This is a genomic window from Christiangramia sabulilitoris (assembly GCF_007050985.1).
GTDB classification, from domain to species: domain Bacteria; phylum Bacteroidota; class Bacteroidia; order Flavobacteriales; family Flavobacteriaceae; genus Christiangramia; species Christiangramia sabulilitoris.
Window position 1 is genome coordinate 152,133 of sequence record NZ_VHSF01000001.1, and the last position, 25,815, is coordinate 177,947.

The 25,815-nt window shown below is 39.9% G+C and carries 19 protein-coding genes; 11 read left to right on the plus strand and 8 right to left on the minus strand.

The window, feature by feature from the left end; translation table 11 throughout:
* Positions 1-3 precede the first annotated feature (3 nt).
* From FGM01_RS00675 to tsaD, 5 genes are read right to left on the minus strand one after another with little or no spacing between them, the layout of a single operon-like run.
* A complete protein-coding gene (locus FGM01_RS00675) occupies positions 4-1,092 on the minus strand; it encodes an AI-2E family transporter (protein WP_143409197.1) in 1,089 nt (362 codons plus the stop codon).
* Positions 1,093-1,104: 12 nt separating this feature from the next.
* A complete protein-coding gene (locus tag FGM01_RS00680; protein ID WP_143409198.1) occupies positions 1,105-1,629 on the minus strand; it encodes a TrmH family RNA methyltransferase in 525 nt (174 codons plus the stop codon).
* Entirely contained in the window at positions 1,626-2,276 is a 651-nt protein-coding gene (locus FGM01_RS00685) for a DUF4159 domain-containing protein (RefSeq protein ID WP_143409199.1), read from the minus strand. Before FGM01_RS00685 ends, FGM01_RS00680 begins: the two co-directional genes overlap by 4 nt.
* Complete coding sequence (locus FGM01_RS00690) at positions 2,277-2,990, minus strand: 16S rRNA (uracil(1498)-N(3))-methyltransferase (RefSeq protein ID WP_143409200.1); 714 nt, start codon at positions 2,988-2,990, stop codon at positions 2,277-2,279.
* A 1-nt stretch (position 2,991) separates the two neighbouring features.
* Positions 2,992-4,014 (minus strand): tRNA (adenosine(37)-N6)-threonylcarbamoyltransferase complex transferase subunit TsaD, encoded by a 1,023-nt coding sequence (gene tsaD / locus FGM01_RS00695; protein WP_143409201.1) that lies wholly within the window; start codon positions 4,012-4,014, stop codon positions 2,992-2,994.
* A gap of 70 nt (positions 4,015-4,084) precedes the next feature.
* On the opposite strand from tsaD, the gene FGM01_RS00700 reads away from it, so the two are divergent.
* The 3 genes from FGM01_RS00700 to FGM01_RS00710 all read left to right on the plus strand — a co-directional run bounded on the left by FGM01_RS00700 (position 4,085) and on the right by FGM01_RS00710 (position 9,994).
* Complete coding sequence (locus FGM01_RS00700) at positions 4,085-8,515, plus strand: translocation/assembly module TamB domain-containing protein (protein WP_243735740.1); 4,431 nt, start codon at positions 4,085-4,087, stop codon at positions 8,513-8,515.
* A 122-nt stretch (positions 8,516-8,637) separates the two neighbouring features.
* Positions 8,638-9,624 carry a 6-phosphofructokinase gene (gene pfkA, locus FGM01_RS00705; RefSeq protein ID WP_143409202.1) on the plus strand — a complete coding sequence of 329 codons (987 nt, stop codon included), beginning with the start codon at positions 8,638-8,640 and terminating at the stop codon, positions 9,622-9,624.
* 1 nt (position 9,625) lies between these two features.
* On the plus strand, positions 9,626-9,994 hold the full coding sequence (locus FGM01_RS00710; protein ID WP_143409203.1) for a methylglyoxal synthase: 369 nt from the start codon (positions 9,626-9,628) through the stop codon (positions 9,992-9,994).
* Here the strand turns inward: FGM01_RS00710 and FGM01_RS00715 are convergent, their stop codons facing one another.
* Both FGM01_RS00715 and FGM01_RS00720 read right to left on the minus strand, forming a co-directional pair.
* Entirely contained in the window at positions 9,995-10,378 is a 384-nt protein-coding gene (locus FGM01_RS00715; protein WP_143409204.1) for a RidA family protein, read from the minus strand. It lies immediately after the preceding gene.
* Between the two features lie 30 nt (positions 10,379-10,408).
* Entirely contained in the window at positions 10,409-13,105 is a 2,697-nt protein-coding gene (locus FGM01_RS00720; RefSeq protein ID WP_143409205.1) for a putative LPS assembly protein LptD, read from the minus strand.
* Positions 13,106-13,241: 136 nt separating this feature from the next.
* On the opposite strand from FGM01_RS00720, the gene FGM01_RS00725 reads away from it, so the two are divergent.
* The 7 genes from FGM01_RS00725 (at position 13,242) to bshA (ending at position 22,184) form a co-directional block, all read left to right on the plus strand.
* Positions 13,242-14,366, plus strand: coding sequence for an N-acetylmuramoyl-L-alanine amidase family protein (locus FGM01_RS00725; RefSeq protein WP_143409206.1), 1,125 nt, complete (start codon positions 13,242-13,244; stop codon positions 14,364-14,366).
* A gap of 56 nt (positions 14,367-14,422) precedes the next feature.
* Entirely contained in the window at positions 14,423-15,376 is a 954-nt protein-coding gene (locus FGM01_RS00730) for an MlaD family protein (protein ID WP_166435167.1), read from the plus strand.
* 6 nt (positions 15,377-15,382) lie between these two features.
* On the plus strand, positions 15,383-16,723 hold the full coding sequence (locus FGM01_RS00735) for a 4Fe-4S dicluster domain-containing protein (protein ID WP_143409208.1): 1,341 nt from the start codon (positions 15,383-15,385) through the stop codon (positions 16,721-16,723).
* A 33-nt stretch (positions 16,724-16,756) separates the two neighbouring features.
* Positions 16,757-17,548 carry a (Fe-S)-binding protein gene (locus FGM01_RS00740; protein WP_143409209.1) on the plus strand — a complete coding sequence of 264 codons (792 nt, stop codon included), beginning with the start codon at positions 16,757-16,759 and terminating at the stop codon, positions 17,546-17,548.
* Positions 17,549-17,637: 89 nt separating this feature from the next.
* On the plus strand, positions 17,638-18,123 hold the full coding sequence (locus tag FGM01_RS00745) for an ABC transporter ATPase (RefSeq protein ID WP_143409210.1): 486 nt from the start codon (positions 17,638-17,640) through the stop codon (positions 18,121-18,123).
* Between the two features lie 2 nt (positions 18,124-18,125).
* Positions 18,126-21,050 (plus strand): serine hydrolase domain-containing protein, encoded by a 2,925-nt coding sequence (locus FGM01_RS00750; protein ID WP_423738344.1) that lies wholly within the window; start codon positions 18,126-18,128, stop codon positions 21,048-21,050.
* A 3-nt stretch (positions 21,051-21,053) separates the two neighbouring features.
* Positions 21,054-22,184: an N-acetyl-alpha-D-glucosaminyl L-malate synthase BshA gene (gene bshA / locus FGM01_RS00755; protein ID WP_143409212.1), complete on the plus strand. Its 1,131-nt coding sequence runs from the start codon at positions 21,054-21,056 to the stop codon at positions 22,182-22,184.
* Positions 22,185-22,241: 57 nt separating this feature from the next.
* Here the strand turns inward: bshA and FGM01_RS00760 are convergent, their stop codons facing one another.
* Positions 22,242-22,742, minus strand: a complete 501-nt coding sequence (locus FGM01_RS00760) for a hypothetical protein (protein ID WP_143409213.1) — start codon at positions 22,740-22,742, stop codon at positions 22,242-22,244.
* 133 nt (positions 22,743-22,875) lie between these two features.
* Here FGM01_RS00760 and FGM01_RS00765 point away from each other — a divergent pair, with 133 nt between their 5' ends.
* Positions 22,876-25,806, plus strand: coding sequence for an FAD-binding and (Fe-S)-binding domain-containing protein (locus tag FGM01_RS00765; protein ID WP_143409214.1), 2,931 nt, complete (start codon positions 22,876-22,878; stop codon positions 25,804-25,806).
* Positions 25,807-25,815 lie beyond the last annotated feature (9 nt).

The window sequence follows — 25,815 nt, forward strand, 5'->3', positions numbered from 1 at the left end:
AATCTATAAGTCTCTGGTTAGCCTCTTAACGATCTTATATTCGCTTAAGGATTCTTTAGCGATTACTTTGATAGCGGTATAGAAAGGCACCGCTACCACCATCCCGGAGATTCCAAATAATAATCCCGCGATGAGAATGATAAGGAATATTTCCAGAGGATGTGATTTTACACTGGCCCCGAAGATCATTGGCTGGCTGATAAAGTTGTCAATTAACTGACAAATGGAATAACCCAGCATCACATAGATTAACCTTGGTAAAATTATACTGCTGAAGTCTGCACCAAGAAAACTTGAAATTACAAATAATCCCATGAGTATGCCGGCCAGTAACGGTCCCAGATATGGAACCAGGTTCAGGAAAGCACAAATAAAAGCAATAGCGATGGGGTTATTAATTTCAAATACAGAAAGTAAAATGGCGTACAAAATAAATAGCACAGATACCTGCAGGGTCAAACCAACGAAATATCTGGAAAGCAGCACCTTGATCTTATTAAAAACCCTTTGGAATTTTTGTTCCTCTCCGTGATTGGCGAAGACCAGAATACTGTTCAGCATTAATTTACTGTCCTTAAGGAAGAAGAAAGAAATAAAGAGAATTGAAAAGACGGCTACGAGGGTAGCACCAAGAATCCCGAATACATTGTTCAAGAATTGTGGGATGAGGCTAAGGTCGAAATTGCTAAAAAATTCACTTCGCTTTAGACCTTCTATGATGTTAATCTCTTCAACACCTAGGTAATTGTTAATTTGCTCATTAAGATCGTTTAAATCGCTTTTAAAAGCTTCAATATCGATCTGGCCGAGATATTTACTTTGTTCAATGACAATTGGAACAAAAACGAAAATAATTCCCACGAATATAGCCAGAACCATTATAAGCACCGTGATCACCGCCAGCTGATTGGGAAGTCTCAATTTATTCCTGAGAAAAATCACGATGGGTCTGCCAATCAGAGCGATGACCCCGGCAACGGCTACATAAACAATAACCGATTGAATTTCCCATAATAAATAGAGTAGGAGTAAGATACCAACCATGATACCTGTAGCTCTTAATATTCCGTTTGCAAAATCATGTGCTTTCACAGCGTAAATATATTATTTCTTATGAAACTTGTTGAAGCCTGTGGTAATTTCATACAACGCAATTCCTACAGACTGGGCTACGTTCATACTACTGTTTTCGCCGAACATCTGGATATGGTAAAATTCTTCACATAACTTGAGCACCTCTTCTGAAATACCGTGCCGTTCGTTCCCGGCAATTAGCAAGATCTGATCGAGCTGATTAAGCTCAAAAGTGTGCAAATTTTTACTGTTTGAAGTGATCTCAAGCGCCAGGGCTCTATACCCCTCTGTTTTTAATATATTTATACTGCTCACCGCATCTTCCTGAAATTCGAAATTCACCGTATTGTAAGTATTTCTTGCCGTACGTTTTAGTCGGTTGCTTTTCAGATTTGGTCGGGTTCCACAAAAAATGACTTTATGTACTCCAAAGGCATCCGCGAGTCTGAATATACTCCCAAGGTTGGCTTCACTGGTGATATTATCTAAAAGAAGAATTATGGGAAACTCAGTTTTTTGAAATGAAGTTTTCTCGTGTGTAAGCTGATCAATCAATTTTCGAAGGCATATTTAATGATATTAGCACCCATTTTTAAAGCTTTCTGGCGAACTTCCTCAGGATCATTATGTACTTCCGGGCTTTCCCAGCCATCGCCAAGATCACTTTCAAAAGTAAAAAGCAGCATTAGACGTTCATTTTCAAATATTCCAAAAGCCTGTGGTGCTAATGCATCATGTTCATGGATCTTGGGCAACCCATTTGGGAAATTGTAAGCAGTAGAAAAAATCGGGTGATTACCCGGGATCTCGATCAGTTCTTTTTCGGGAAAAAGTTTTTCTATTTCTTTTCGCACATATTTGCTCATCCCATAATTATCATCGATATGGAGAAATCCGCCGCTTAATAGATAATTTCTAAGGTTTTCAATTTCTGCATCATTAAAGATAACATTACCATGGCCTGTCATGTGAACCAGCGGAAATTGGAATATGTCGGTACTTCCGGGTTCCACTGTTGCAGGCTTTGAATTAATATTGGTATTGATATTGGCATTACAGAATTTTATGAGATTTGGTAAAGCGGTAGGATTGGCATACCAGTCTCCACCACCGTTATATTTTAGAACGGCGATCTCCTGTGCATGCCCATTAAAATTAAAGCACATCAGTAAAAAAGTCAGAACTTTGAGTTTAGTTTTCATTTATAATCCCTGGTTTTTTAAAGCGATAGTATGACAGGCAACTATGGCCGCGGTCTCAGTTCTCAACCTGCTATCTCCCAAACTTGTTTGTTCCCAGCCTTTGCTCATTGCTTTCTTTATTTCCTCCTTACTAAAATCACCTTCTGGGCCAATTAGGATATTGATGGATTTCCCTGGCTCCACCTGTTTTTGAAGATATGGTTTATTGTTCAGATCTTCGCAATGAGCAATATATTTTGATCCTTCAAGGTCTTTTTGGATAAAATTCTTAAAACTAACGGGCTCATTTAGCTTAGGAAAATTTAGGTGTAAGGATTGTTTCATCGCGCTTAAAAGTACGCGCTGGAACCGCTCAAGCTTTACGACCTTTCTTTCGCTATGCTCACAAATTACAGGGGTGATCTCATGTATTCCTATTTCCATTGCTTTCTCCAGGAACCACTCGTAACGATCATTCATCTTGGTTGGAGCGACGATCATATGCAAATAATAGGGTGGTGGCGGCTGTATTTCTGAAGAGAGGATTTTTGCGATACACTGCTTAATATCTGCCTGAATTATCTCAGCTTTAAACAGTAGTCCTTTACCATTGGTAATATTCAGGATATCCCCTTCATTCTTACGTAATACCTTAACGATATGTTTGCTTTCATCTTTTTGAAACTGAACCTGCCTGTCTTTTTCTGTGATATCAGGATTGAAAAATAACTGCATCTTAAAATTTATATCTTGATTGAGCGGTTATGTCAAAATCTGCAAAATCCTGTTTCAGGTATTTATGATAACCGGCTATACCAATCATGGCGGCATTATCTGTAGTGTATTCAAATTTTGGGATATAGCATTTCCAACCCCATTTTCCTTCAGCATCCCTCAAAGCCTGTCTTATGCCGCTGTTGGCAGAGACGCCGCCACCTATGGCTACCTGGGTGATACCCGTCTCTTTTACTGCTTTTTTTAGCTTATCCATTAAAATACCAATGATAGTATATTGAATGGAAGCACATATATCCTTTAGATTCTTTTCAATGAATTCAGGATCTTTTTTCGTTTCTCTCTGCATAAAATAAAGTACCGCCGTTTTAAATCCGCTAAAACTAAAATTTAAACCATCAACCTTAGGTTTGGGGAATTTAAAAGCTTTGGGATCACCTTCCCTGGCATATTTATCGATCAAGGGACCACCGGGATAGGCTATGCCCAGAATTTTCGCGCTTTTATCAAAAGCTTCCCCAACGGCGTCATCTAGGGTTTCCCCTATCACCTCCATTTTAAAATAATCTGTAACCTTAACGATCTGGGTATGGCCACCACTAATGGTCATTGCCAAAAAAGGAAACTCCGGCTTATCAAAGCCTTCCTCTTCAATAAAATGCGCAAGGATGTGAGCCTGCATGTGATTTACCTCGATTAGAGGGATATTTAGACCCATGGCCAGGGACTTAGCAAAAGAAGTGCCTACAAGCAGGGATCCCATAAGTCCCGGACCCCTTGTAAATGCGATTGCAGATAGATCTTTTTTATCGATATTTGCCTTCGCCAGGGCCTGGTGGATCACTGGAACAATATTTTGCTGATGAGCCCTGGAAGCTAATTCAGGAACTACTCCGCCGTATTGTTGATGCACTTCCTGGGTAGCAACAATATTAGAAAGGATTTTTCCGTTGCAAAGTACAGCCGCAGCTGTATCATCACAGGAAGACTCGATTGAGAGTATGTTAATTTTTTGGTCTGCCATCAGAAGTTATTGGACATAGAAGTTGTAAATTAGACGCAAAGTTAAAACATAAAAACGTATCAAAAAATTCTTGAAAATACTAACTAAAACGCTGGTTGCCCTCGTTTTGTTATTCATTATTTTATTGATAGTTTTTTCTATTCCCGCTGTTCAAACATCTGTAGCTAAAAGGCTTACCGACTCCTTACGCGAAAATAACGATGTAAACATTAGTATTGAGAGGGTATCACTCAGCTACTTTGGGAAGATAAAACTCAATGAAATATATGTTGAGGATCATCATGAAAATACCTTATTAACGGCTAAAGAGATACGTTCTTCCATTCTTAGTCTTACCAATCTTATCAATAATTCGCCAAATTTGGGTGATACCCGTATCGAGGGGCTAAATATGCAGATGCGTCGTTATAAAAATGAAGATCGCGACAACCTGGGTATTTTAATTGAAAAACTTCGAAAGGAACCTACCGGTGACTCCACCCATTTTCAGTTAAATGCCGAAAATGTCCAGATCCTGGAAAGTAAGTACAGTTATATCGACGAGAACCTGGATAAACAGGATGTTATCGTTGTAGACAGCCTGAATATTTATGCCAACGAGTTGAATATTGATGGCGCAAATATAGATATCGACATAGGGATGCTTCGCGGCTATGAGCAAAGAGGAATCGAAATAGATAATCTTTCAACACAGTTTCATTACGATCCAAATAAAATGAGCCTGGTGGCTATGAAACTTCAGACGCCGTCTTCTGTGATAGATGCAGATCTCTATTTTAATTATGAGCTTTCAGACTTTTCAGATTTTGAAAACCTTGTACAGGTCAAAGCAGATTTTAGGCAGAGTGTCTTATCAAGCAACGATCTCCAGGCATTTTATGATGGTTTTGGTAATGATCAAATCCTGAACTTTAAAACTAATCTTAACGGTACGCTAAACGATTTCACCCTTAAAAATTTTGCACTTACCGGCCTTGACAGAACAGAAATCTATGGGGATTTTCAAATAAAGGGTTCTTTTTCTAAAGATCCGGATACCTTTAGTATGGATGGTAGTTTTTCAGATTTCAACACGAATTACTACGATATGGTTAATTTTTTACCTGGTGCCTTGCTAGGGAAATTACCCGAAAACCTTACAGATTTTGGTAATGTGAATCTTAAGGGAAATACCTATGTAACCAACTCCACACTGGATGCAGATGTATATCTTACCAGCCAGTTAGGTTCTGCAGATGCAGATTTTGTACTCAAAAATTATAATAATTCCTCTGCTTCCAGATATAAAGGAAAATTGATATTTAAGGATATTAATCTGGGTAGGCTTATTAAAAACAAGAATTTAGGAAAGACCAGTTTCAACCTGGATTTTGACGGCGGTGGTTTTAATGCTGAAGATCTGAATACGCAGCTTAAGGGAAAAATTTCCAGGATAACTTTTAATAACTATACCTATAAAGATATCCGTATTATCGGGAACCTGAGGAATCCTCTTTTTAACGGTTATTTCGTTTCAGACGATCCCAACCTGCAAATGGAATTTAATGGTCTTATAGATGTTTCAGACGATATTAATGTTTATGATTTTGAAGCTTCTGTGGATTATGCCGACCTTAATACGCTGAACTTTGTAAGCCGAGATAGCATTTCTGTTTTTAAGGGTGATGTCATTATGAATATGAAGGGGACCAATATTGATAATGCATTTGGAGATATTTTACTGCTGAATACTTCCTATAAAAACCAGAATGACCTTTATTATTTTGATGACCTGAATATCACTTCCAGCTTTGAAGGGGAAGTTCGTACTATTACTATTAATTCTCCCGACGTTATTAATGGTGAGGTGACCGGGATCTTTAAAATTAATGAGGTTGGCTCACTCCTGGAAAATTCAATTGGTAGTATTTATACCAATTATAAGCCAAAGACCATCACCACCAACCAATACATGGAATTCGATTTTGATATTTACAATCAGATCGTGGAGGTTTTCTTTCCCGAAATCGAACTGGCGCCTAACACTTTTATCCGGGGCAGGGTGGAGTCTGATGAATCTGAATTCAGGTTGACCTTTAAATCTCCGAGGATCGATATTTTCGACAATATGATCGAAGATATTAACCTGCAGGTGGATAATACCAACCCGATTTACAACACCTTCTTTGAAGCCGACAGTGTTTCAACTAATCTTTATAAATTTTCAGAATTCAGTTTTATTAATGTGACCCAAAGGGATACTTTGTTCATTAGATCTGAATTCACTGGAGGTAAGAATAACAATGATGTTTTCAATCTCAACCTATTTCATACCATCAACGAGGACAATAAATCTGTGGTAGGAATTCAGAGGTCAGATTTTAAATTTAAGGATAATGTCTGGTATTTAAATGAAGAAAGCAATCGCAGTAATAAGATCATTTTTGATAATAACTTCCGTGATCTGCAAATAGATTCCCTGGTAATGAGTCACCAGAACGAAGAGATAAGATTAAGCGGGTCTCTGCGTGATTCTACTTATAAGAATTTCAAGATGAAATTTGATAATGTAGATATAGGTAAGATCACCCCAGATATTGATAGTCTCGATCTCGCCGGGACTCTGAATGGTAACCTAAATCTATTGCAGGAAAGTGGATCTTATTTTCCAACCAGCGACCTTAAAATTGACTCTCTGGAAGTGAACGACACTTTTATGGGTAACCTGGTTCTTAATGTAGATGGGAACAAAGACCTTACTAAATATTCTGTATTCGCCTTGCTCAAAAAACAGGGACTGGAATCGCTTTCGGCAATTGGGGATATCAATGTTGCCGGTGAAGAACCTGTAATAGACCTGGAGGTTAATCTAAACAGGCTCGATCTTTCTATTTTTACACCTTTGGGAGCCGACGTATTAACCAATATTCGTGGTTTTGCCTCTGGCAGGGCATTTGTAACCGGAAATTACAAGAATCCTGATTTTTCAGGAAGTTTAAGGTTAAATAAAGCAGGTCTTAAGATCCCTTACTTGAATGTTGATCTTGATTTTCAGGATGAAGCACGGGTAAATCTCACCAAGCAAAGGTTTGTTTTTAATGATATTGATATTTTCGATACTAAATATAAAACCAGAGGTACACTAGATGGTACTATTTCTCACCGTAATTTTTCGGAATGGTTTCTTGATCTTGCCCTGAATTCAGACCGGCTTTTGGTTTTGGATACCCAGGCAGATGAAGACGCCCTGTATTACGGAACGGCTTTTATTGACGGTCAGGCAACGATCATAGGTCCTACAGATGAACTGGTTATAGACGTAACCGCAGCTACTGAAAGAGGAACAGTATTTAAAATTCCTTTAAGTGATTCTGAATCTGTAGGTGATAATTCCTTTATCAGGTTTTTAAGTCCGGAAGAGAAAGCTGCTAAATTGGCCGGTGAGGAGATCGAAATTCCCGAAGTTAAAGGCCTGGAGCTTATTTTTGATCTGGATATCACTAACGAAGCTGAAGTGGAAGTGGTAGTAGATAAAACCAGTGGTAGTACCCTTAGAGGCCGCGGTTCCGGAAACCTGCTGCTGGAGATCAATACCAATGGCAAATTCAATATGTGGGGAGATTTTATCGTCTACGAAGGCGTTTACAATTTTAAGTATGCAGGACTTGTTCAGAAAGTCTTCACGGTAGAATCTGGTGGGAGTATTAACTGGGACGGGGATCCAACAGATGCACAACTGGATGTAAGCGCGGTTTATTCTTTAAATGCTAATCCGGCAGTACTACTGGAAAATCCATCTGTGAACCGAAAAATCCCGGTAGAAGTAGTCATCAATTTGCAGGGCGAAATTGAACAACCGGAAATAGGTTTTGAGATCGATTTTCCCAGCGCCAGTTCAACGGTAAAGTCTGAACTTCAATACAGGATCGATGACCGGGCGACCACAGAATTGCAGGCGTTATTCCTGGTAACTCAGGGCACTTTTTATAGTGAGTTTGGCCTTAGAGGAGCCGCTATCTACGGAACTCTGGCGGAAAGAGCTTCCAGTATCGTAAATGATATTTTCGCAGATGAAGATGGAAAATTTCAGGTTGGGGTAAATTATGTGCAGGGAGACCGTACTCCAGATCAGCAATCTGTAGACCGGTTTGGGCTAACATTATCCACCCAGATCTCAGATAGGGTAATTATTAATGGCCAGGTAGGAGTTCCAATTGGAGGTGTTACAGAATCTGTGATCATTGGTGATCTTGAGATTGAATTTCTGTTGAACGAAGATGGAACTTTGAGAGCGAAGGTGTTTAACCGGGAAAATAATATTCAGTTCATAGGAGAGGAAATAGGTTTTACACAGGGGGTTGGTCTCTCATATAATGTTGACTTTGATACCTTCAAGGAATTAATAAGAAAAATCGCGAATACAGAACTGGTAGATCCCGATACTCCGGTAAAGGTGGAGGAGGAAGCCAATCAGGCTTTCGCCCCGGAATTTATCAATTTTTCCACCCCGGTTAAAAACTAATAAAAATTTAGTATTTCCTTAATCAGGGATCTGTATCATCCAATTAAATTTGGGTAGATATTAAGCTTCATGCTTTATCTTAAAATTTAGTTTGTAGATTTAAGTTCCAATATCCAGTATTTATGAGCAAAAAAGTAAGAAGAATAGGAGTGATGACATCCGGAGGAGATTCTCCCGGGATGAATGCAGCGATAAGAGCCGTAGTGAGAACATGTGCATATTACCATAGCGAATGTGTGGGATACTATCGCGGCTTCCAGGGGATGATCCAGGGAGAATCTGTAAATATGAATGCGCGTAGCGTTAGAAACATAGTGAACCAAGGCGGGACTATTCTGCAATCTGCCCGCTCCAAGGAATTTATGACCAAAGAAGGGAGGGCAAAAGCCGCTCAGAATTTAAGGGACGCAGAGGTTGATGGGATGATCCTTATTGGTGGTGACGGTACCTTTCGCGGTGGCCAGGTATTTAGCCAGGAGCACGGAATTCCGGTCATTGGGGTTCCCGGAACTATAGACAATGATATTTTTGGCACCCATTATACTATAGGTTATGATACCGCTCTGAATACCGTGGTGGAAGCCATTGATAAAATTCGTGATACGGCCAGCTCGCACAATAGATTATTCTTTGTGGAAGTAATGGGACGTGACGCAGGATTCATTGCCCTTAATACCGGGATTGGGGCAGGTGCCGAAGAAATACTCATTCCAGAGGAAGATCTGGGGCTGGAAAGACTACTGGACTCGTTGGAGCGGAGTAGAAGAGCGGGGAAAACTTCCAGTATCGTGGTAGTTTCTGAAGGGGATAAAACCGGGAAAAATGTTTTTGAACTGGCCGAATACGTGAAGCAGAATCTTCCTTACTATGATGCCCGGGTGACAGTTCTAGGGCATATTCAAAGAGGAGGGCGTCCTTCATGTTTTGACCGGGTTCTGGCCAGCAGACTTTCAGTTAAAGCAGTAGAGTTGTTGCTGGATGGCAAAAAAGACCTGATGGTGGGCATGAAGAACAACGAAATAAAATCTTGTAGTCTCGACCAGGCACTAAAAGGCAAACACAACATCAATAAAGACCTCCTTCGAATTTCTGAAATCCTGTCTACCTGATATGAAAACCTTAGCTATTATTGCCCATGACGGAAAGAAACCTGAAATGGTTCAATTCCTGAATGAGTTCAGGGATATTTTACATTCCCAACAAATTAAGTTGATTGCAACCGGAACCACGGGTTCTAAAACAGAAGCAGCAGGTTATAAAGTTGAAAAACTACTTTCCGGGCCCCTGGGAGGAGATGCCCAGATCGCTGCAAGAATTGCCGAGAAAACGGTAGATATGGTGATCTTTTTCAGGGATCCTATGGATAAGCATCCTCATGAACCCGATATTTTTATGCTAATGAGGTTATGCGACGTGCATAACGTCCCATTGGCTACGAATCCCGCAACTGCAAGACTTTTGATTAAAGGTCTGGTGTAGTTAAAACTTTACGGCAATAGCACTAATCTCAACATTTACGAACTTAGGAAGGTTGGCTACTTCTACCGTTTCACGAGCAGGTGCGTTATCTGAATTGAAATAATGGGAGTAGACCTCGTTGATCTTTCCAAAGTTTTTCATATCACTAATAAAAATAGAGGTTTTCACAACATTCTCCAGGCTTAAGCCAGCCTCGGTAAGTACTGCTTTCAGGTTTTCAAGCACTAATGTAGTTTCAGCTTCGAGATCATCTATTCTTAATTCCCCCGTTTTGGGATCTAAAGCGATTTGTCCTGAGATATATAATGTGTTTCCTGCAAAAATTGCCTGGTTATATGGCCCTATTGGCGCAGGAGCGTTTTCAGTTTTAATTACCTTTTTCATAATTCACATTTTATTAATTGAAAGATACAATTATAATCTTCTGTCTGGAACTCTCCTGCGATCATACTTGATATCACTAAGCACATTGGCCTTGATCCTGATTAGAAAATTCCATGATTTTCTATTTCCAAAAGGAACCCAGCTAAAACTCATCATCCAGCTATTTAGGTCTCGCTGAAACCTTAACTGAGTAGGAGTAACCCCGTTATTTACCAGGTCATATCCAGAGCTTACGCCAATCTGCCACCTGGGAGCCAGTTCTACGTTACCATTGAACATGATGGAATGTGCAGAAATGTCATTCTGCCTGGCGCTGTTTGTATAATTCATAGAATACGCTAGCCTTACATCCCAGGGGATCTTGTAGTTGTACCACGAACTTTCATTTTCGGTTTCTCTACCTTCGAAGGGATCCTCATCAAAAAGTTCCCCGTCTGGTCCCATACCTTTTCCAAAGAGATCATCTGGTCTGCCACCGTTCCTATAAGTTTCATTGTCTAGTTCGTCTGTCTCTTCAGATTCTTCCCCGGCCTCAAAGTCCTTGCTCGAGAAGGAATATCCAAAGTTTACCGTTCCGTTGGTCAGTCTGAACAGGCTACCTCCATTTTCTATATTCAGCTTATCTATACGTCGGTTGTTGTTATTAAGGGCATAAATATCCAGATTACCACCAAAGTTGATATCCAGCTTATTCTTTACGATAGGAATAGAACCACGTAATGCAATGGGAGAAAGTCTCAGAGAATCCCCGGCGAGATTATAGCTGGTGCTTATACTGAAGTTGTTCAGCAGGGTTATTCGTTTTGGCTCTATCGCGGTACTGTCCTTGTCTCTTACCTTCGCTTCAAAAGTATTACTCAGGCTAAGCCCTATTGAACTCGAAAAATTCCGGCCCGGCGCTCCATATAAGGTTCCGTCAAATCTTGAATAGTCAACCAGTTCGATCTGTTCAGGTGTATTGGGATCATCTCTTTCATAAGTATCATAAAACCTGTCGAAACCTGGATTGATGTTATAGCTAACCGAGGGTCTCATCACATGCCGGATAGCCTGAATCTTTTTGTCTTTTCCGAAATTTTTAAGACCATAAATTGTTGTCCCTATGCTGGTATTAAAATTATAGGTTCGGTAAGAATCAAAACCGCTTATTGTGTCTATGACCACATCATCAATAATAGGATCATAGGATCTTTCAAAAGTTTTGGACACCCAGGTTTCTTCATAACTGGTACCTGTGCTAACACTAAGAAACTTGAAAAGTTTAAAGTTCGTATTAAGCGGAACAGAATGTTGAGCTCCAAGCCTGGCATCCCGGAACATTTCAGATTTAAAGAATAAGGAATCAACCGTATTCATCTGGTTTTCTGCTCTTAGATTGTATTGTAGGTTTATATTCTGAAAAAAACCTTTTTTGGCACCTCCGGCGGGAGCAAAGGGATAGATCCTGGACATGCTTAATTGCACCGTAGGAAGACTCAAATTAATTTGCTGGGTTCTCGTATTCTGGGAATGCCTTGCGGCCAGACTCAGGTTTACCTGTGGTTCTCCGGGAAAGGTTTTACTATAGGATACTGAAGAGCTTAAAGTATTATTTAGATAGTTCCCCTGGTTAGCCTGATTAATGGATTCTGCATAATATTCGCTGCTTCCCAGGTTGACGGAAGCCGAAAACCTTGAACTGGGATTTGCCTTCGCATCCTGGCTATGACTCCATTGCAGGTTATAAGAAGATCTTTCGCTAAAATCTGGAAATCCACGTTCGCTGTTGAATAACTTCTCATATCTCACCCTGGCATTTCCACGATATTTATATCTGTTCGCATAATTAGAAGAGAATTCCAGGGTGTAAGAGCCGTTGGTATAATAACTTCCCAGGGTAAGAAGATCTACATAATCACTTATCGCAAAATAATATCCGCCATTCTGAAGGTTATAGCCAAACTGGCTGTCTCCGAAAGACGGTATAATAAAGCCTGAGGTCTCTTCTTCAGTAAGTGGAAAATACCCAAAAGGTAAACCCAGTGGAGTAGGGACATCAGCGATATACATATTTACCAGGCCGGAAACGATCTTTTTTTCCGGTACGAATTTTATTCTGCGGGCATAAAAGAAATATTCGGGATCGTCGATATCATCTGAAGTGGTAAACCTTACGTTTTTCATGAAATAGACCGAATCATTCTCTCTCTTGGTGACCATCCCTTTCACATTGAATTCGGCTTCCTGTGTTCTGGAATTATAAACAAGGGCTCTTTGTGAATCAAAATTGAACCTAATGGAATCTGGTTCAACCTTTCTTTGTGCCTGGGTAAAAATAGGTTTTTGGGTATAATCTCCAACCGAATCTTCGATCCCGTAAGCATATACCTCGTTCCTTTCATTGTCTATAATTATAAGACCTGCCTCTATGGTCATATCACCATACACGATCCTTGCTTCATTATAAAGGTACATTCTGTTATTACCCGGACTCAGCCGCATATAATCTTTTGCCGTATAATCTACCACAGAAGTTAAGAACCTTGGTTTCCTTACGCTGTCGCGTTGGACCGTGTCCTGTGCATTTGTTTGAATGTTTACCTGCGCAGAATCTATCGCAGGTAGAATGGAATCCCTTTCTGGTCTTACCGGGATCGAATTATTTTCAATCTCCTGGGAATGAAGAACTACTGAAAAGAACAGCGTGAAAACGAAGCAAAAAAGAGTGTTGGGGATATTTGTTTGCAATGCTTTAAGTGCTATTTTTGTACGGATTGGCTTGCTTTTTGCAAATTCAAAATTACATATATTTTTTCAGCTGAGTTTTGCGTGCGCAGGAAAAATAGTAATTAAAATATTCAACCTACTTAAGCGTTAGCTTTTTATGAGAACGAACTTACTTAAACTTTTCGTATTCACCCTTTTTTCAGTTATTCTTTCAAATTCGGCATTTTCAGCAGAAATTCCACCAGGAAAGGATGAGTTTGTGGTCGTCCTTGATGCAGGTCATGGTGGAAAAGACCCCGGAAATATGGGGAATGGGTTTAAGGAAAAGGATATTGCCTTAAGCATCATTCTTAAAATAGGAAAGGCTCTTGAAAAATATGAAGGAGTTAAGGTGGTCTACACCAGGAAAACGGATGTTTTTGTGGAGTTATTCGAAAGAGGAAGAATCGCTAATGAAGCAAATGCAGACTTATTCGTATCAGTTCACTGTAACGCACATAGCTCGCAGGCCTCTGGTACAGAAACATTTGTTCTGGGTCTCAACAGAAACGAAACAAATTTTGAAGTGGCTAAAAAGGAAAACTCGGTGATCTATCTCGAGGAAAACTATGAAGTTACTTATGAAGGATATGATCCCAACTCTCCGGAATCTTTTATTGGCCTCACCATTATGCAGGAAGAATATCTTGATCAAAGTATCCTGCTGGCCGATATGGTTCAGAAGCAATTTGCCAATGATCTTAAAAGAAAGAACCGTGGAGTAAAACAAATGGGTTTGATCGTTTTACATCAAACCTATATGCCAAGCGTCCTGGTTGAAACTGGATTTTTGACCAACAATCAGGAAGGTCCTTATTTAAATAGTAAACGCGGGCAGGATGATATGGCCAGGGCGATTACTAATGCTATTGTGGAGTATAGCAATACCATAAACCTTAATCTTCTGGAATCTATCGCCAGGGATCACCCGGAAACTGAAGTAGTGACCAAAGATGCTCCGGTCCCTCAAATATATAGGGATGTTACATTTAAGGTGCAGATCGCTGCGGGTTCTAAAAAATTAGACACGAAACCTTATAATTTTAAAGGTTTGAGAAATATTGAAAGGATCAAGGAGGGTAGACTTTTTAAATATTACTATGGTGAAACTTCAGATTATCTAAAAATTCAGCAATTACATCAGGAAGTGATAAAGAAAGGATATCCAGACAGTTATATCGTTGCCTTTAAGAATGACCGTAAGATAACGGTTAACGACGCGTTAAAATCTAAGCTTAAATAAAGCCGCTTTTATATTTTTATTTCTAAATTTGTGCGTATCCAATAAAATACATGAATTTGAAATATTCCAGAGAGGTTAAAACTGCCCTGCTAGCTATTATCGCAATAGTGATTTTAATTTTCGGTTATAGTTTTCTAAAAGGGGAAAATCTACTGGACAATAGTCGGACTTTTTATGCCGTTTATGAGGATGTCGAGGGTCTCTCCCCATCTTCAGAAGTAACCATCAACGGGCTGAAAGTAGGCCAGATCACTGGTATCGATTTTCTTAATAAAACCGGGGACCTTTTAGTGACCTTTACCGTTAAAAACGATTTTCAGTTTTCTAAAAATAGCCAGGCCAAGATTTATGGAGGTAGTATAATTGGTGGGAAGTCCTTAGCTATAGTACCGGAATACGATCCTGAAATGGGTATAGCTGTATCTGGAGATACGCTTCCGGGGGATAAGGAAGAAGGTATCATGGAGCTTGTTAATGACAGGCTGACTCCGCTTCAAAACAAACTTGAAGGTACCATTGTGAGTGCAGATTCCATGCTTACAGCGATCACCGAAATACTTGACGATACTACCAGGAATAATATAAGAAGTACTTTCAAGAATCTTAATGCTACGGTTTCATCATTCCAGGTTACTGCTAATGAACTACAGGGAATCGTCCAGGGAAATTCAGAAAAACTTGACCGTACTTTCACCAATCTTGATGAAATGTCTGGAAATTTTAATAAGTTTTCTGATACGCTCTCAACTATGAATATTGGCAAGATCACTACAGATCTCGAAAAAGTAATCGCCGATTTTGAAGGAATTTCAAATAAACTGAACAGCGGTGAGGGAACTGCGGCGAAACTTATCAATGATGACGCGGTATACAATAATTTAGACAGGGCCACCAGGCAACTGGAACAATTGCTACAGGATATAAAACTTAATCCTAAACGCTATGTACATTTCTCTGTATTTGGCAAGAAGCCCGGTCCTTACGATGCACCAAAAGATTCTTTAAAATAACCAACCATGCAGATCGTTGCACAAATCTTATTTGTCATTGCCCTTGTGGCAGGAATTGGCTTTTTCGCCAGAAATATTAAAAGAGTAATTCGTAATATCAAACTCGGTAAAGAAGTAGACCGATCTGATAATAAGGGTGAAAGATTTGCAAAAATGGTCAGGGTGGCCATGGGGCAGAGCAAAATGGTAAAAAGACCTTTTGCAGGTTTCCTTCATATCGTTGTTTATGTAGGCTTTATCATCATTAATATTGAGGTACTGGAAATCGTGATTGATGGTATCTTTGGTACCCATAGAATTTTCTCTTTTATGGGAGGTTTCTACGATGTCCTTATCTTTAGTTTTGAAATTCTGGCCTTTTTGGTTCTATTGGGAGTGATCATTTTCTGGACAAGAAGAAATATTTCTCATATCAGAAGATTTTTAAGCCGGGAGCTTAAAGGTTGGCCTAAGAATGATGCCAATTATATTCTTTATTTCGAAATGGTGTTGATGTTGCTTTTTCTTACCATGAATGCAGCAGATTATCAATTACAGATGAACGGAGCAGATCATTACGCCTCTGAAGCCGGGATTATGGGCAGTTTCCCTATAAGCCAGTATTTACTTCCTCTATTAGATGGCTTTAGTAATGCTACCTTAATAATTATTGAGCGAGTAGCATGGTGGTTACATATTCTTGGAATCCTTTTCTTCCTTAACTATCTGTATTACTCTAAGCATTTACATATAATTCTGGCGTTCCCGAATGTTTACCTGTCTAAATTAACCAAGATGGGAAAAATGGATAATCTGGAAGCGGTAAGAAAAGAAGTGGAGTTGATGATGGATCCTAACGCAGATCCTTTCGCTGCCCCGGCAGAAGGTGATGAGGATGCTGAACCTGAAAAATTTGGAGCTTCAGATATTTTTGACCTTAATCAGGTGCAATTATTAAATGCATACACGTGTACTGAATGTGGACGTTGTACCTCTGAATGTCCGGCCAACCAGACCGGTAAAAAACTTTCCCCAAGGAAGATCATGATGGATACGCGGGATCGTGTTGAGGAAGTTGGCGAGATCATTAACAAGAATGGGAAATTCGAGGATGATGGTAAGCAATTACTTGATGATTATATTTTAAGAGAAGAGCTTTGGGCCTGTACTACCTGTAATGCCTGTGTAGAAGCGTGTCCTATTGGGATTGATCCTCTTTCTATCATTCTGGACATGAGAAGATATTTAGTGATGGAGCAGAGTGCCGCTCCAAATGAACTTGCGATCGCAATGACGAATATTGAAAATAACGGTGCTCCCTGGCCATACAACCAGATGGATCGTTTGAACTGGGCACAGGAAAAATAATAAAGAATTAAAGAATAAGATAAAGACAGTAATATGGCAGAAGCACTAAAGGTTCCTACAATGGCCGAATATATGGCCGAAGGTAAAAAACCGGAAGTTTTATTTTGGGTGGGATGCGCCGGAAGTTTTGATGACCGCGCAAAAAAGATCACGAAAGCCTTTGTTAAACTCCTGCACGAATCGGGTGTGGATTTTGCCGTGCTTGGAACTGAGGAAAGCTGTACCGGGGATCCTGCAAAAAGAGCCGGTAACGAATTTCTTTTTCAGATGCAGGCAGCAACGAATATCGAAGTTCTTAACGGTTACGAAATTAAAAAAGTAGTGACTGCTTGTCCGCATTGTTTTAATACTCTTAAAAATGAATATCCTGCCCTGGGAGGAGATTATGAGGTGATGCATCATACTCAATTCCTGAAAGCTTTACTTAACGAAGGAAGGCTTAAGGTTGAAGGAGGGAAATTCAAAGGAAAGAAGATCACTTTTCACGATCCATGTTACCTTGGCAGAGCTAATGGTGAATATGAAGCGCCCAGAGATCTTTTAAGAAAGCTGGAAGTGGAATTAGTGGAAATGCGTAAATGTAAAAAAGACGGTCTATGTTGTGGTGCCGGTGGAGGACAGATGTTCAAGGAACCGGAACCGGGGAATAAAGATGTGAATATAGAAAGGACTGAGCAGGCTCTGGAAGTTCAACCGGAGATTATTGCTGCGGGTTGTCCTTTTTGTAATACCATGATGACCGATGGGATTAAGAATAAGGAAAAGGAGGATAGTGTTGAAGTGATGGACGTGGCCGAACTTATCGCCAATGCAGACGATCTTTAGTAGATAAATATCAAAAGTTAAATCCACATACTATATTTGACCTGATGGCTAAATAAATTAGATTTGTAACAATTCAATTTTTAGCCCTTATGTTAGTACCCTTTGAAAGCCTTGCCGATAGTTCCCGAGTTTGGATTTACCAGGCAAACAGGTCTTTTACCCAGGAAGAAATTAAGCAGATCTCGCAAAAGTTAGATCTTTTTATAGAGAGATGGACCGCTCACGGCGCAGATCTTAAAGCCTCTTTCGAGATAAAATACAATAGGTTTATCACCATTGCTTTAGACCAGCAGCTTAACGCCGCATCCGGATGTTCCATAGATGCTTCTGTCCAGTTCATTCAGCAATTAGAAAAGGAATACAATGTAAACCTTTTGGATAAAATGAACGTTTCTTACAAGCAGGGTGAATTCATTGCTTATAAAAGTCTTGCCGATTTTCGAAAAATGGCAAAACAACGGGCAGTATCTTCAAATACTATAGTCTTTAATAACCTGGTAAATAATAAAGCCGAATATCTTTCAGATTGGGAAGTCCCGGCTTCTGAAAGTTGGCATAAACGTTTTATGAATTGATGATGTCGAAGCAGCCCCTTGCGTTTTTTTATTTTTTATTTTTCCTACTTATATCCTTCCAAAGCTCAGCACAGTCTGGAAATCCTCTCGCAGCAGATGATCCGGTAGCTCAGAAAGCATGGGTAGATAGTGTGTACACTTCTATGAACCTCAAACAGAAGGTTGGCCAGTTATTTATGGCCAGTATCTGGTCTAAAAACGAAAACGAGGCAGATTCTATTCGTAAACTAATTAAGGAAAACTACATAGGGGGACTAATTTTTTCCAAAGGAGGCCCCGTAAGACAGGCGAGACTAACCAACGAATTTCAGGAAATGTCAGAGGTGCCTTTACTGGTGGGCATGGATGCCGAGTGGGGTCTGGCAATGCGACTGGATAGCACATTTGCCTTACCATGGAATATGACCCTGGGCGCTATTCAGAACAACAAGCTTGTTGAAGAGGCAGGTGCTGCGATCTCAAGGCATACGCGCAGGCTGGGAGTACATTTTAATTTTGCACCGGTGGTGGATATAAATACCAACCCTGATAATCCTATTATAGGAAACAGGTCTTTTGGTGAGGACAAAATAAATGTTACTGATAAAGCACTGGCTTTTATGAACGGGATGCATGCAGAAGGTGTTTTAAGCAGCGCCAAACATTTCCCCGGGCATGGTGACACCGATTCAGATTCACATAAAACCCTTCCTACTATTAGTTTCCCCGCTGAAAGGATTAATGAAGTAGAACTATATCCCTACAAAAACCTTATCAACAAAGGGCTTAGCAGTGTTATGGTTGCCCATTTAAATGTGCCGGCTCTGGAAACAAAGCAGGAATTACCGGCATCACTTTCTAAAAATATCGTGACCAATATCCTTAAACGTAATATGGGGTTTAATGGCCTGATATTTACCGATGCACTTGATATGAAAGGTGTTTCCCGCGATAAAGAGCCCGGAGAGGTAGACCTCGATGCTTTTATGGCCGGGAATGATGTACTTTTAATGAGCGAGGATGTGAGTAAAGCTTCAGAGAATATTATGGAAGCGGTAAACTCCGGAAAGATCACTGAGCAGAGACTGGAGCTTTCAGTAAAGAAAATTTTAAATGCAAAATATAAAGTTGGCTTGTACGATTTTAAGCCGATTGAGACCAGTAACCTTATAGCAGATCTTAGTACAACAAAAGACCAGGTTCTGCTGGAAAGTCTTTTCGAAAATGCCGTTACCCTGGTGAAAAATAATAAAGCCGTAATCCCTGTTAAAAAGCTGGATAAGCAAAAGATAGCTTATGTGAATTTTGGGAATGCAGATGGTAGTTCCTTCTTGGCACAGATGAGGAAATATGCGCAGGTAGACTGGGTAAAGGCAGAAAACCTATCCACGCTTATAGAAAAATTAGAAAAGTATAATTATGTGGTTGTGGGGTTTCATAAGTCAGATAAAAGTCCGTGGGCTTCTTATAAATTCACCGATAAAGAATTGGTCTGGTTGCATGAAATCGCCAGAAAAAATAAAATTGTTCTTTCCATCTTTACCAAGCCTTATGCTTTACTAGACGTAAAAAGTTTTGCTAACCTGGAAGGCATTGTTGTAGGATACCAAAATCATCCCGTAGCGCAGGAGAAAGTGGCACAGGTACTTTTTGGAGCTATTGATGCAAAGGGTAAGCTTCCGGTTAGTATCAAAAATGAATTTCCGGCAGGTACAGGTTTTAATACAAAAGATATAAAAAGACTTTCGTATGGTTTGCCAGAAAGCGTTGGTATGAATTCAGGCAGGCTTCAAAAAATCGACACTATTGTAAATAAAGCGATTGAAAAAAAAATGACTCCCGGTGCCCAGATCCTGATAGCGAGAAAAGGAAAAGTTGTCTATCAAAAGAATTTCGGGTATCAAACCTATGAGGAAGAACTTCCGGTTACAGATACTACTATTTATGATCTGGCTTCCCTGACCAAAATCCTGGCTACTTTACCCATGGTGATGCAGCTCGATGAAGAAGGCATTTTAAGCTTCGACACCAGGTTAGGTGAGTTGATGCCCGAATTTGAGAATTCCAATAAAAAAAATATCAGACTACAGGATATGCTTATGCATTATGCGCGTTTGCAGGCCTGGATCCCTTTTTATATCTCAACAATAGATCCTAAAACCAAAAAACTTTCGGAGCAATATTATAAAAATGTCCCTTCAGAAAAGTTTAATAAACAGGTTGCGAATGGAATTTATATAAGAAGGGATATAGAGGATAGCATCGTAGATATTATAAAAAAAAGTGATCTTGAACGAAGGTTGAAGTATAAATACAGTGATCTTCCATACTATCTCTTAAAGTATTACCTGGAATCACATTATGATAATTCTCTGGCAGATATTACTCAAGAGCGACTATATGAACCTTTAGGCGCTAATTACACGGGGTATTTACCAAGACGTAGATTTGACAGTCTTCAAATAGCTCCTACAGAAGATGATAAATTATGGAGAAACCAGGTGGTGCGGGGATATGTACATGACCAGGGTGCTGCCATGCAGGGCGGTGTTGGAGGTCACGCCGGTTTATTTAGTAATGCCAATGATGTGGCCAAGATCATGCAGACCTATATTAACGGCGGGACATATGGCGGAGAAGAATTTTTAAAGAAAGAAACTATAGATAAGTATAATACCTGTTATTACTGTAAAGACGATGTAAGGCGAGGGGTTGGATTCGATAAACCACAGCTTGGAGAATCCGGTCCTACGTGTAATTGCGTAAGCATGATAAGCTTTGGACATAGTGGTTTTACCGGAACATTTGCCTGGGCAGACCCTGAGGAAGAGATTGTTTACGTATTTTTGTCAAACAGAACTTATCCTGATTCTAATAACCGAAAGCTTATTCGTGAAGACATAAGATCTGAGATCCAGAAAGTGATATATGAATCTATAGAATTTTAACTAATGAAAATTGCCATTGTTTGTTATCCTACCTTTGGAGGAAGTGGGGTTGTCGCCACAGAGTTGGGACTCGCACTATCCCGCAGAGGTCATGAGGTACATTTTGTAACCTACAAACAACCGGTAAGGCTGGAGACTATTTCCAGTCATATCAGATTTCATGAAGTCAACGTACCGGAATATCCACTTTTCCATTATCAGCCTTACGAGCTTGCATTAAGCAGTAAACTGGTAAACGTGATCAAAAATTATGGGATAGAACTTCTGCATGTACATTATGCCATTCCGCACGCTTATGCCGGTTATATGGCAAAAAAGATGCTGGAAGAAGAAGGAGTTAGCATTCCCATGGTAACCACACTTCACGGCACAGATATTACCCTGGTGGGGAACCATCCATTCTATAAGCCCGCGGTTACCTTTAGTATTAATAACAGTGACTTTGTCACGTCAGTATCCAATAGTCTCAGGGAGGATACTCTAAAATCCTTTGAGGTTCGCAAGAATATAGAAGTGATCCCCAATTTTATTGATGTAACCAAGTTTCAGAAAAAAACATTTACAGATTGCCAGAGGGAGTTAATGGCGCATAGTGATGAAAAGATTATTACTCATGTAAGCAATTTCAGAAAAGTAAAGAGAATTGAAGATGTAATCAGGATCTTTTTTGAAATTCAGAAAAAGGTGAAAGCGCGCTTGATGATGGTTGGTGAGGGACCGGAAAGAGAACTGGCAGAGAAACTTGTTAGGAAATTAGAGATCAGGGATCGGGTTCTTTTTTTAGGACAAAGTAACGAGATAGATAAGATCCTGTGTTTTTCAGACCTGTTTTTATTGCCTTCAGAAACTGAAAGTTTTGGTTTAGCTGCACTTGAAGCAATGGTTCAATCAGTTCCTGTAATATCTTCTAATACAGGGGGTTTGCCTGAAGTGAATATTCATGCGTTTTCAGGGTTTCTGCATGATGTAGGAGACGTGGAAAGCATGTCTAAAAGTGCCATCTCTATCCTGGAAGATCCTGAAAAACTGGTTCAGTTTAAAAAGCAGGCTGGTGAAGCGGCACAGAAATTTGATATTAATAATATAGTGCCTATGTATGAAGAGCTCTATCAGAAAGCTCTTATAAAAGCATAAAAAAAGGTGGAAACATTATAATCTCCACCTTTGTTTTTACCTTTTTACCAGGAAGCTCTAGAACTGATATCTGATCCCTAAAGCTATATCTGGCCCAAAATCCTTACTTTCTCTATAGTTTGAAAAGTAAATCTCTGGTCTGAAATCCAGGGATAATAAAAGAGGAAAATCGAAATTATACTCGATCCCGACATCTCCAGCGATTACAGCAAACAAGCCATCGTCGTAGTCGATATCATTTCTTCGATTATCATCGTAATTTCCCAGCCCGGCACCTGCACCAACGTACCAGTTAAAACCTCCTTCGATATTCCATACCCATTGGTATAAACCAACTAGTTTTATGGCATCAAAATTATCGTTGTTTCTCCAGCCAAGGTCCAGCTCCAGACGGTTATTATCACCTCCAAGAGCTCTTTGGTAAGAAACTTCAGCACCAAAACCTCCACCATCGCCAACTCTTAAGCCGAGCGCATTTTCAGAAATTTGCTGTGCATTTACATTGCTAAAAAAAACAGCTCCCATAGTAAAAGCTGCCCAAAGAACTAATTTTTTCATGTTTGATTGTTTTGTTAGATCGAGACAAATTTATATTGAATATAATTACCACAACGTGGTGCGTAGCAAATGTATTGTTAATATTAAATAAAAATCTGTTAAGCGGTATTCCATAAAACTTCTAAATTTGAGTATGGAAAAGAAGGAAGCGTTGCGAGGGTTGGCCCAAAAGTTAACCGGCAAGTTATATTACGACGATTTATGGAAAGCCATATATGCCACAGATGCTTCTGTTTACAGGGAAATTCCCCTGGCTGTCTGTATCCCGGAAAATGAAAAAGACCTTTTATTGCTAATTGACTTTGCCAGGAATTATAAAACTTCATTAATACCAAGAACTGCAGGGACGTCTCTTGCGGGGCAATGTACCGGCGATGGAATCGTGGTAGATGTATCTAAACACTTTACAGATATTCTTAGCATAGATACACAAAGAAATAGGGTTACGGTACAGCCGGGTGTGATAAGAGATGACCTGAACAGGCGACTGGAAAAGCATGGATTGTTTTTTGGACCCAACACCTCTACCTCCAATAGATGTATGATAGGGGGAATGGTTGGAAATAATTCCAGCGGTACCACCTCCATAAAATATGGAACTACCCGGGATAAACTGGTTTCTTTGAAAGTCATTTTAAGCGATGGTTCGAAAGCCGAATTTAAAGATCTGAGCCAGGCGCAATTTCACGCAAAGCTAAAGCTGAAAAACCTGGAGGGCGAAATTTACCGGCTTATTTATGACCGGCTTTCAGATATAAATAACCGCAATGAGATTTTAAAAAACTATCCACCTGCTGAGCTGCATCGTCGTAATACCGGTTATGCGCTGGACGAATTATTACGGTCTGATGTTTTCGACCAGGGAAAAGGCCTTTTTAATTTTTCAAAATTAATGGCAGGCAGTGAAGGAACTCTGGCCTTTATTACAGAGATCTCTTTAGCGCTAGATGTGCTGCCTCCCAATCATACAGCTATGATTGCTGCTCATTATGACAGTATAGATGCCTGTATGCAAGCTGTAGTGCCTGCAATGGAACATTCTCTTTACACCTGCGAAATGATGGATAAGGTTATCCTGGATTGCACTGAAGAGAATCTCAAATACCGGGAAAACAGATTTTTTATTGAAGGAGATCCCCAGGCGATATTAATGCTTGAACTTAGAAGTGATTCTGAGGTAGAACTTCAAATGCAGGTTGAAAAATTATTGAAAACCTTAAGAGACTCAGGATTAGGTTATGCCTACCCGGTATTATATGCAGAGCAGATCGACCTTGCCCTGGAGCTAAGAAAAGCAGGATTGGGTTTACTGGGCAATATGAAAGGAGACAGGAAGGCAGTAGCATGCATCGAAGATACCGCCGTCGCTTTACCGGTTCTGGCAGATTATATATCAGATTTTAGTGAGATCATGAGATCCTATAACCAACAGGCTGTTTATTATGCCCATGCGGGTGCGGGAGAAATTCATCTCAGACCTATACTTAATTTAAAAAAGTCTGATGACGTCAGCTTATTCAGAAATATAACCAGGGATGTAGCCAGTCTGGTAAAAAAATATAATGGCTCTTTGAGCGGAGAACATGGTGACGGAAGGGTAAGGGCAGAATTTATTCAGCTCATGTTTGGTGAAAAAGTTTATGATCTACTTAAAGAGGTTAAATTTGCTTTTGATCCAGACAACATATTCAATCCGGGTAAGATCGTGGATGCTCCGGCGATGGATACTTCCCTGAGGTATGAATTTGACAGGACAGAACCTGAGATAGGTACTATTTTGGATTTTTCTGATTCTGACGGAATTTTACGCCTGGCTGAGAAATGTAATGGCAGTGGAGATTGTAGAAAACCAGTCGAGGCCGGGGGAACCATGTGTCCCAGTTATCGTGCGACCAAAGATGAAAAAGATACAACCCGCGCCAGGGCAAATGCCTTACGGGAGTTTCTAACCAACTCAGATAAACCAAACCGGTTTGACCATGAGGAATTAAAGGAAGTTCTTGATCTATGCATAAGCTGTAAAGGCTGTAAAAGTGAATGTCCCTCAAATGTAGATATGGCAGCCATGAAAGCTGAATTTCAGCATCAGTATCATAAAAGCAATAAACCTGGTTTCAGGGATAAGGCCTTCGCCAATATCACGCAACAGAATGAGAGAGCTTCAAAATTTCCAAAAATTTCAAGGTTTGTATTAACCAATAGTTTTACTTCAGGAATTGCAAAGAAAATGCTGGGTGTTGCTCCGGAAAGGGAATTACCGGTAGTGGCGAAACAAACCCTTAAAAACTATTATCTTAAGAATAAACAGAAGTTTAGCCCGGCCAATCCCATAAAAACCATTTACCTCTTTAATGATGAATTTACTAATTACCTGGATGTTCAGGTTGGAAAGGATGCCTTGAACCTGCTTGCAAAACTTGGTTACCGGGTACTTATTATAGATCATCCTGAAAGCGGCCGAAGTCAGATTTCTAAAGGTTTTCTTGATAAAGCCAGGGAGCTGACCAATAAGAATGTCTCCATTTTTAAAGACCTGGTCTCAGATGAAACGCCATTGATAGGACTGGAGCCTTCAGCTATTCTTAGTTTCAGAGATGAATATATACGCCTCGCAGATGAAAAAGATGCCGCGGAACAACTCTCCGCTAATTGTTTTTTAATTGAAGAATTCCTAAAACAGGAAATTTCAGAAGGTAATATTAAACCGGAATCGTTCACTAATAGGAAGGCTCAGGTGAAAATACATGCACATTGCCATCAAAAAGCGCTTTCCAATTCATCAAGGACATTCGATATTTTGAACCTGCCACGAAATTACCGGGTTACTATCATTGCTTCCGGTTGTTGTGGAATGGCCGGCTCCTTTGGTTATGAAAAAGAGCACTACGAAATAAGTATGCGTATTGGCGAAAATTCACTTTTTCCTGCGATAAGGAAAAGTGATAAAAATACTATCATTGCTGCCAATGGAACCAGCTGCAGGCACCAGATAAAAGATGGTACGGGCAGAGCTGCTCTTCACCCGGTTACAATTCTAAGAAACGCTTTGAAGAAACATGCGTAAATTCAATGT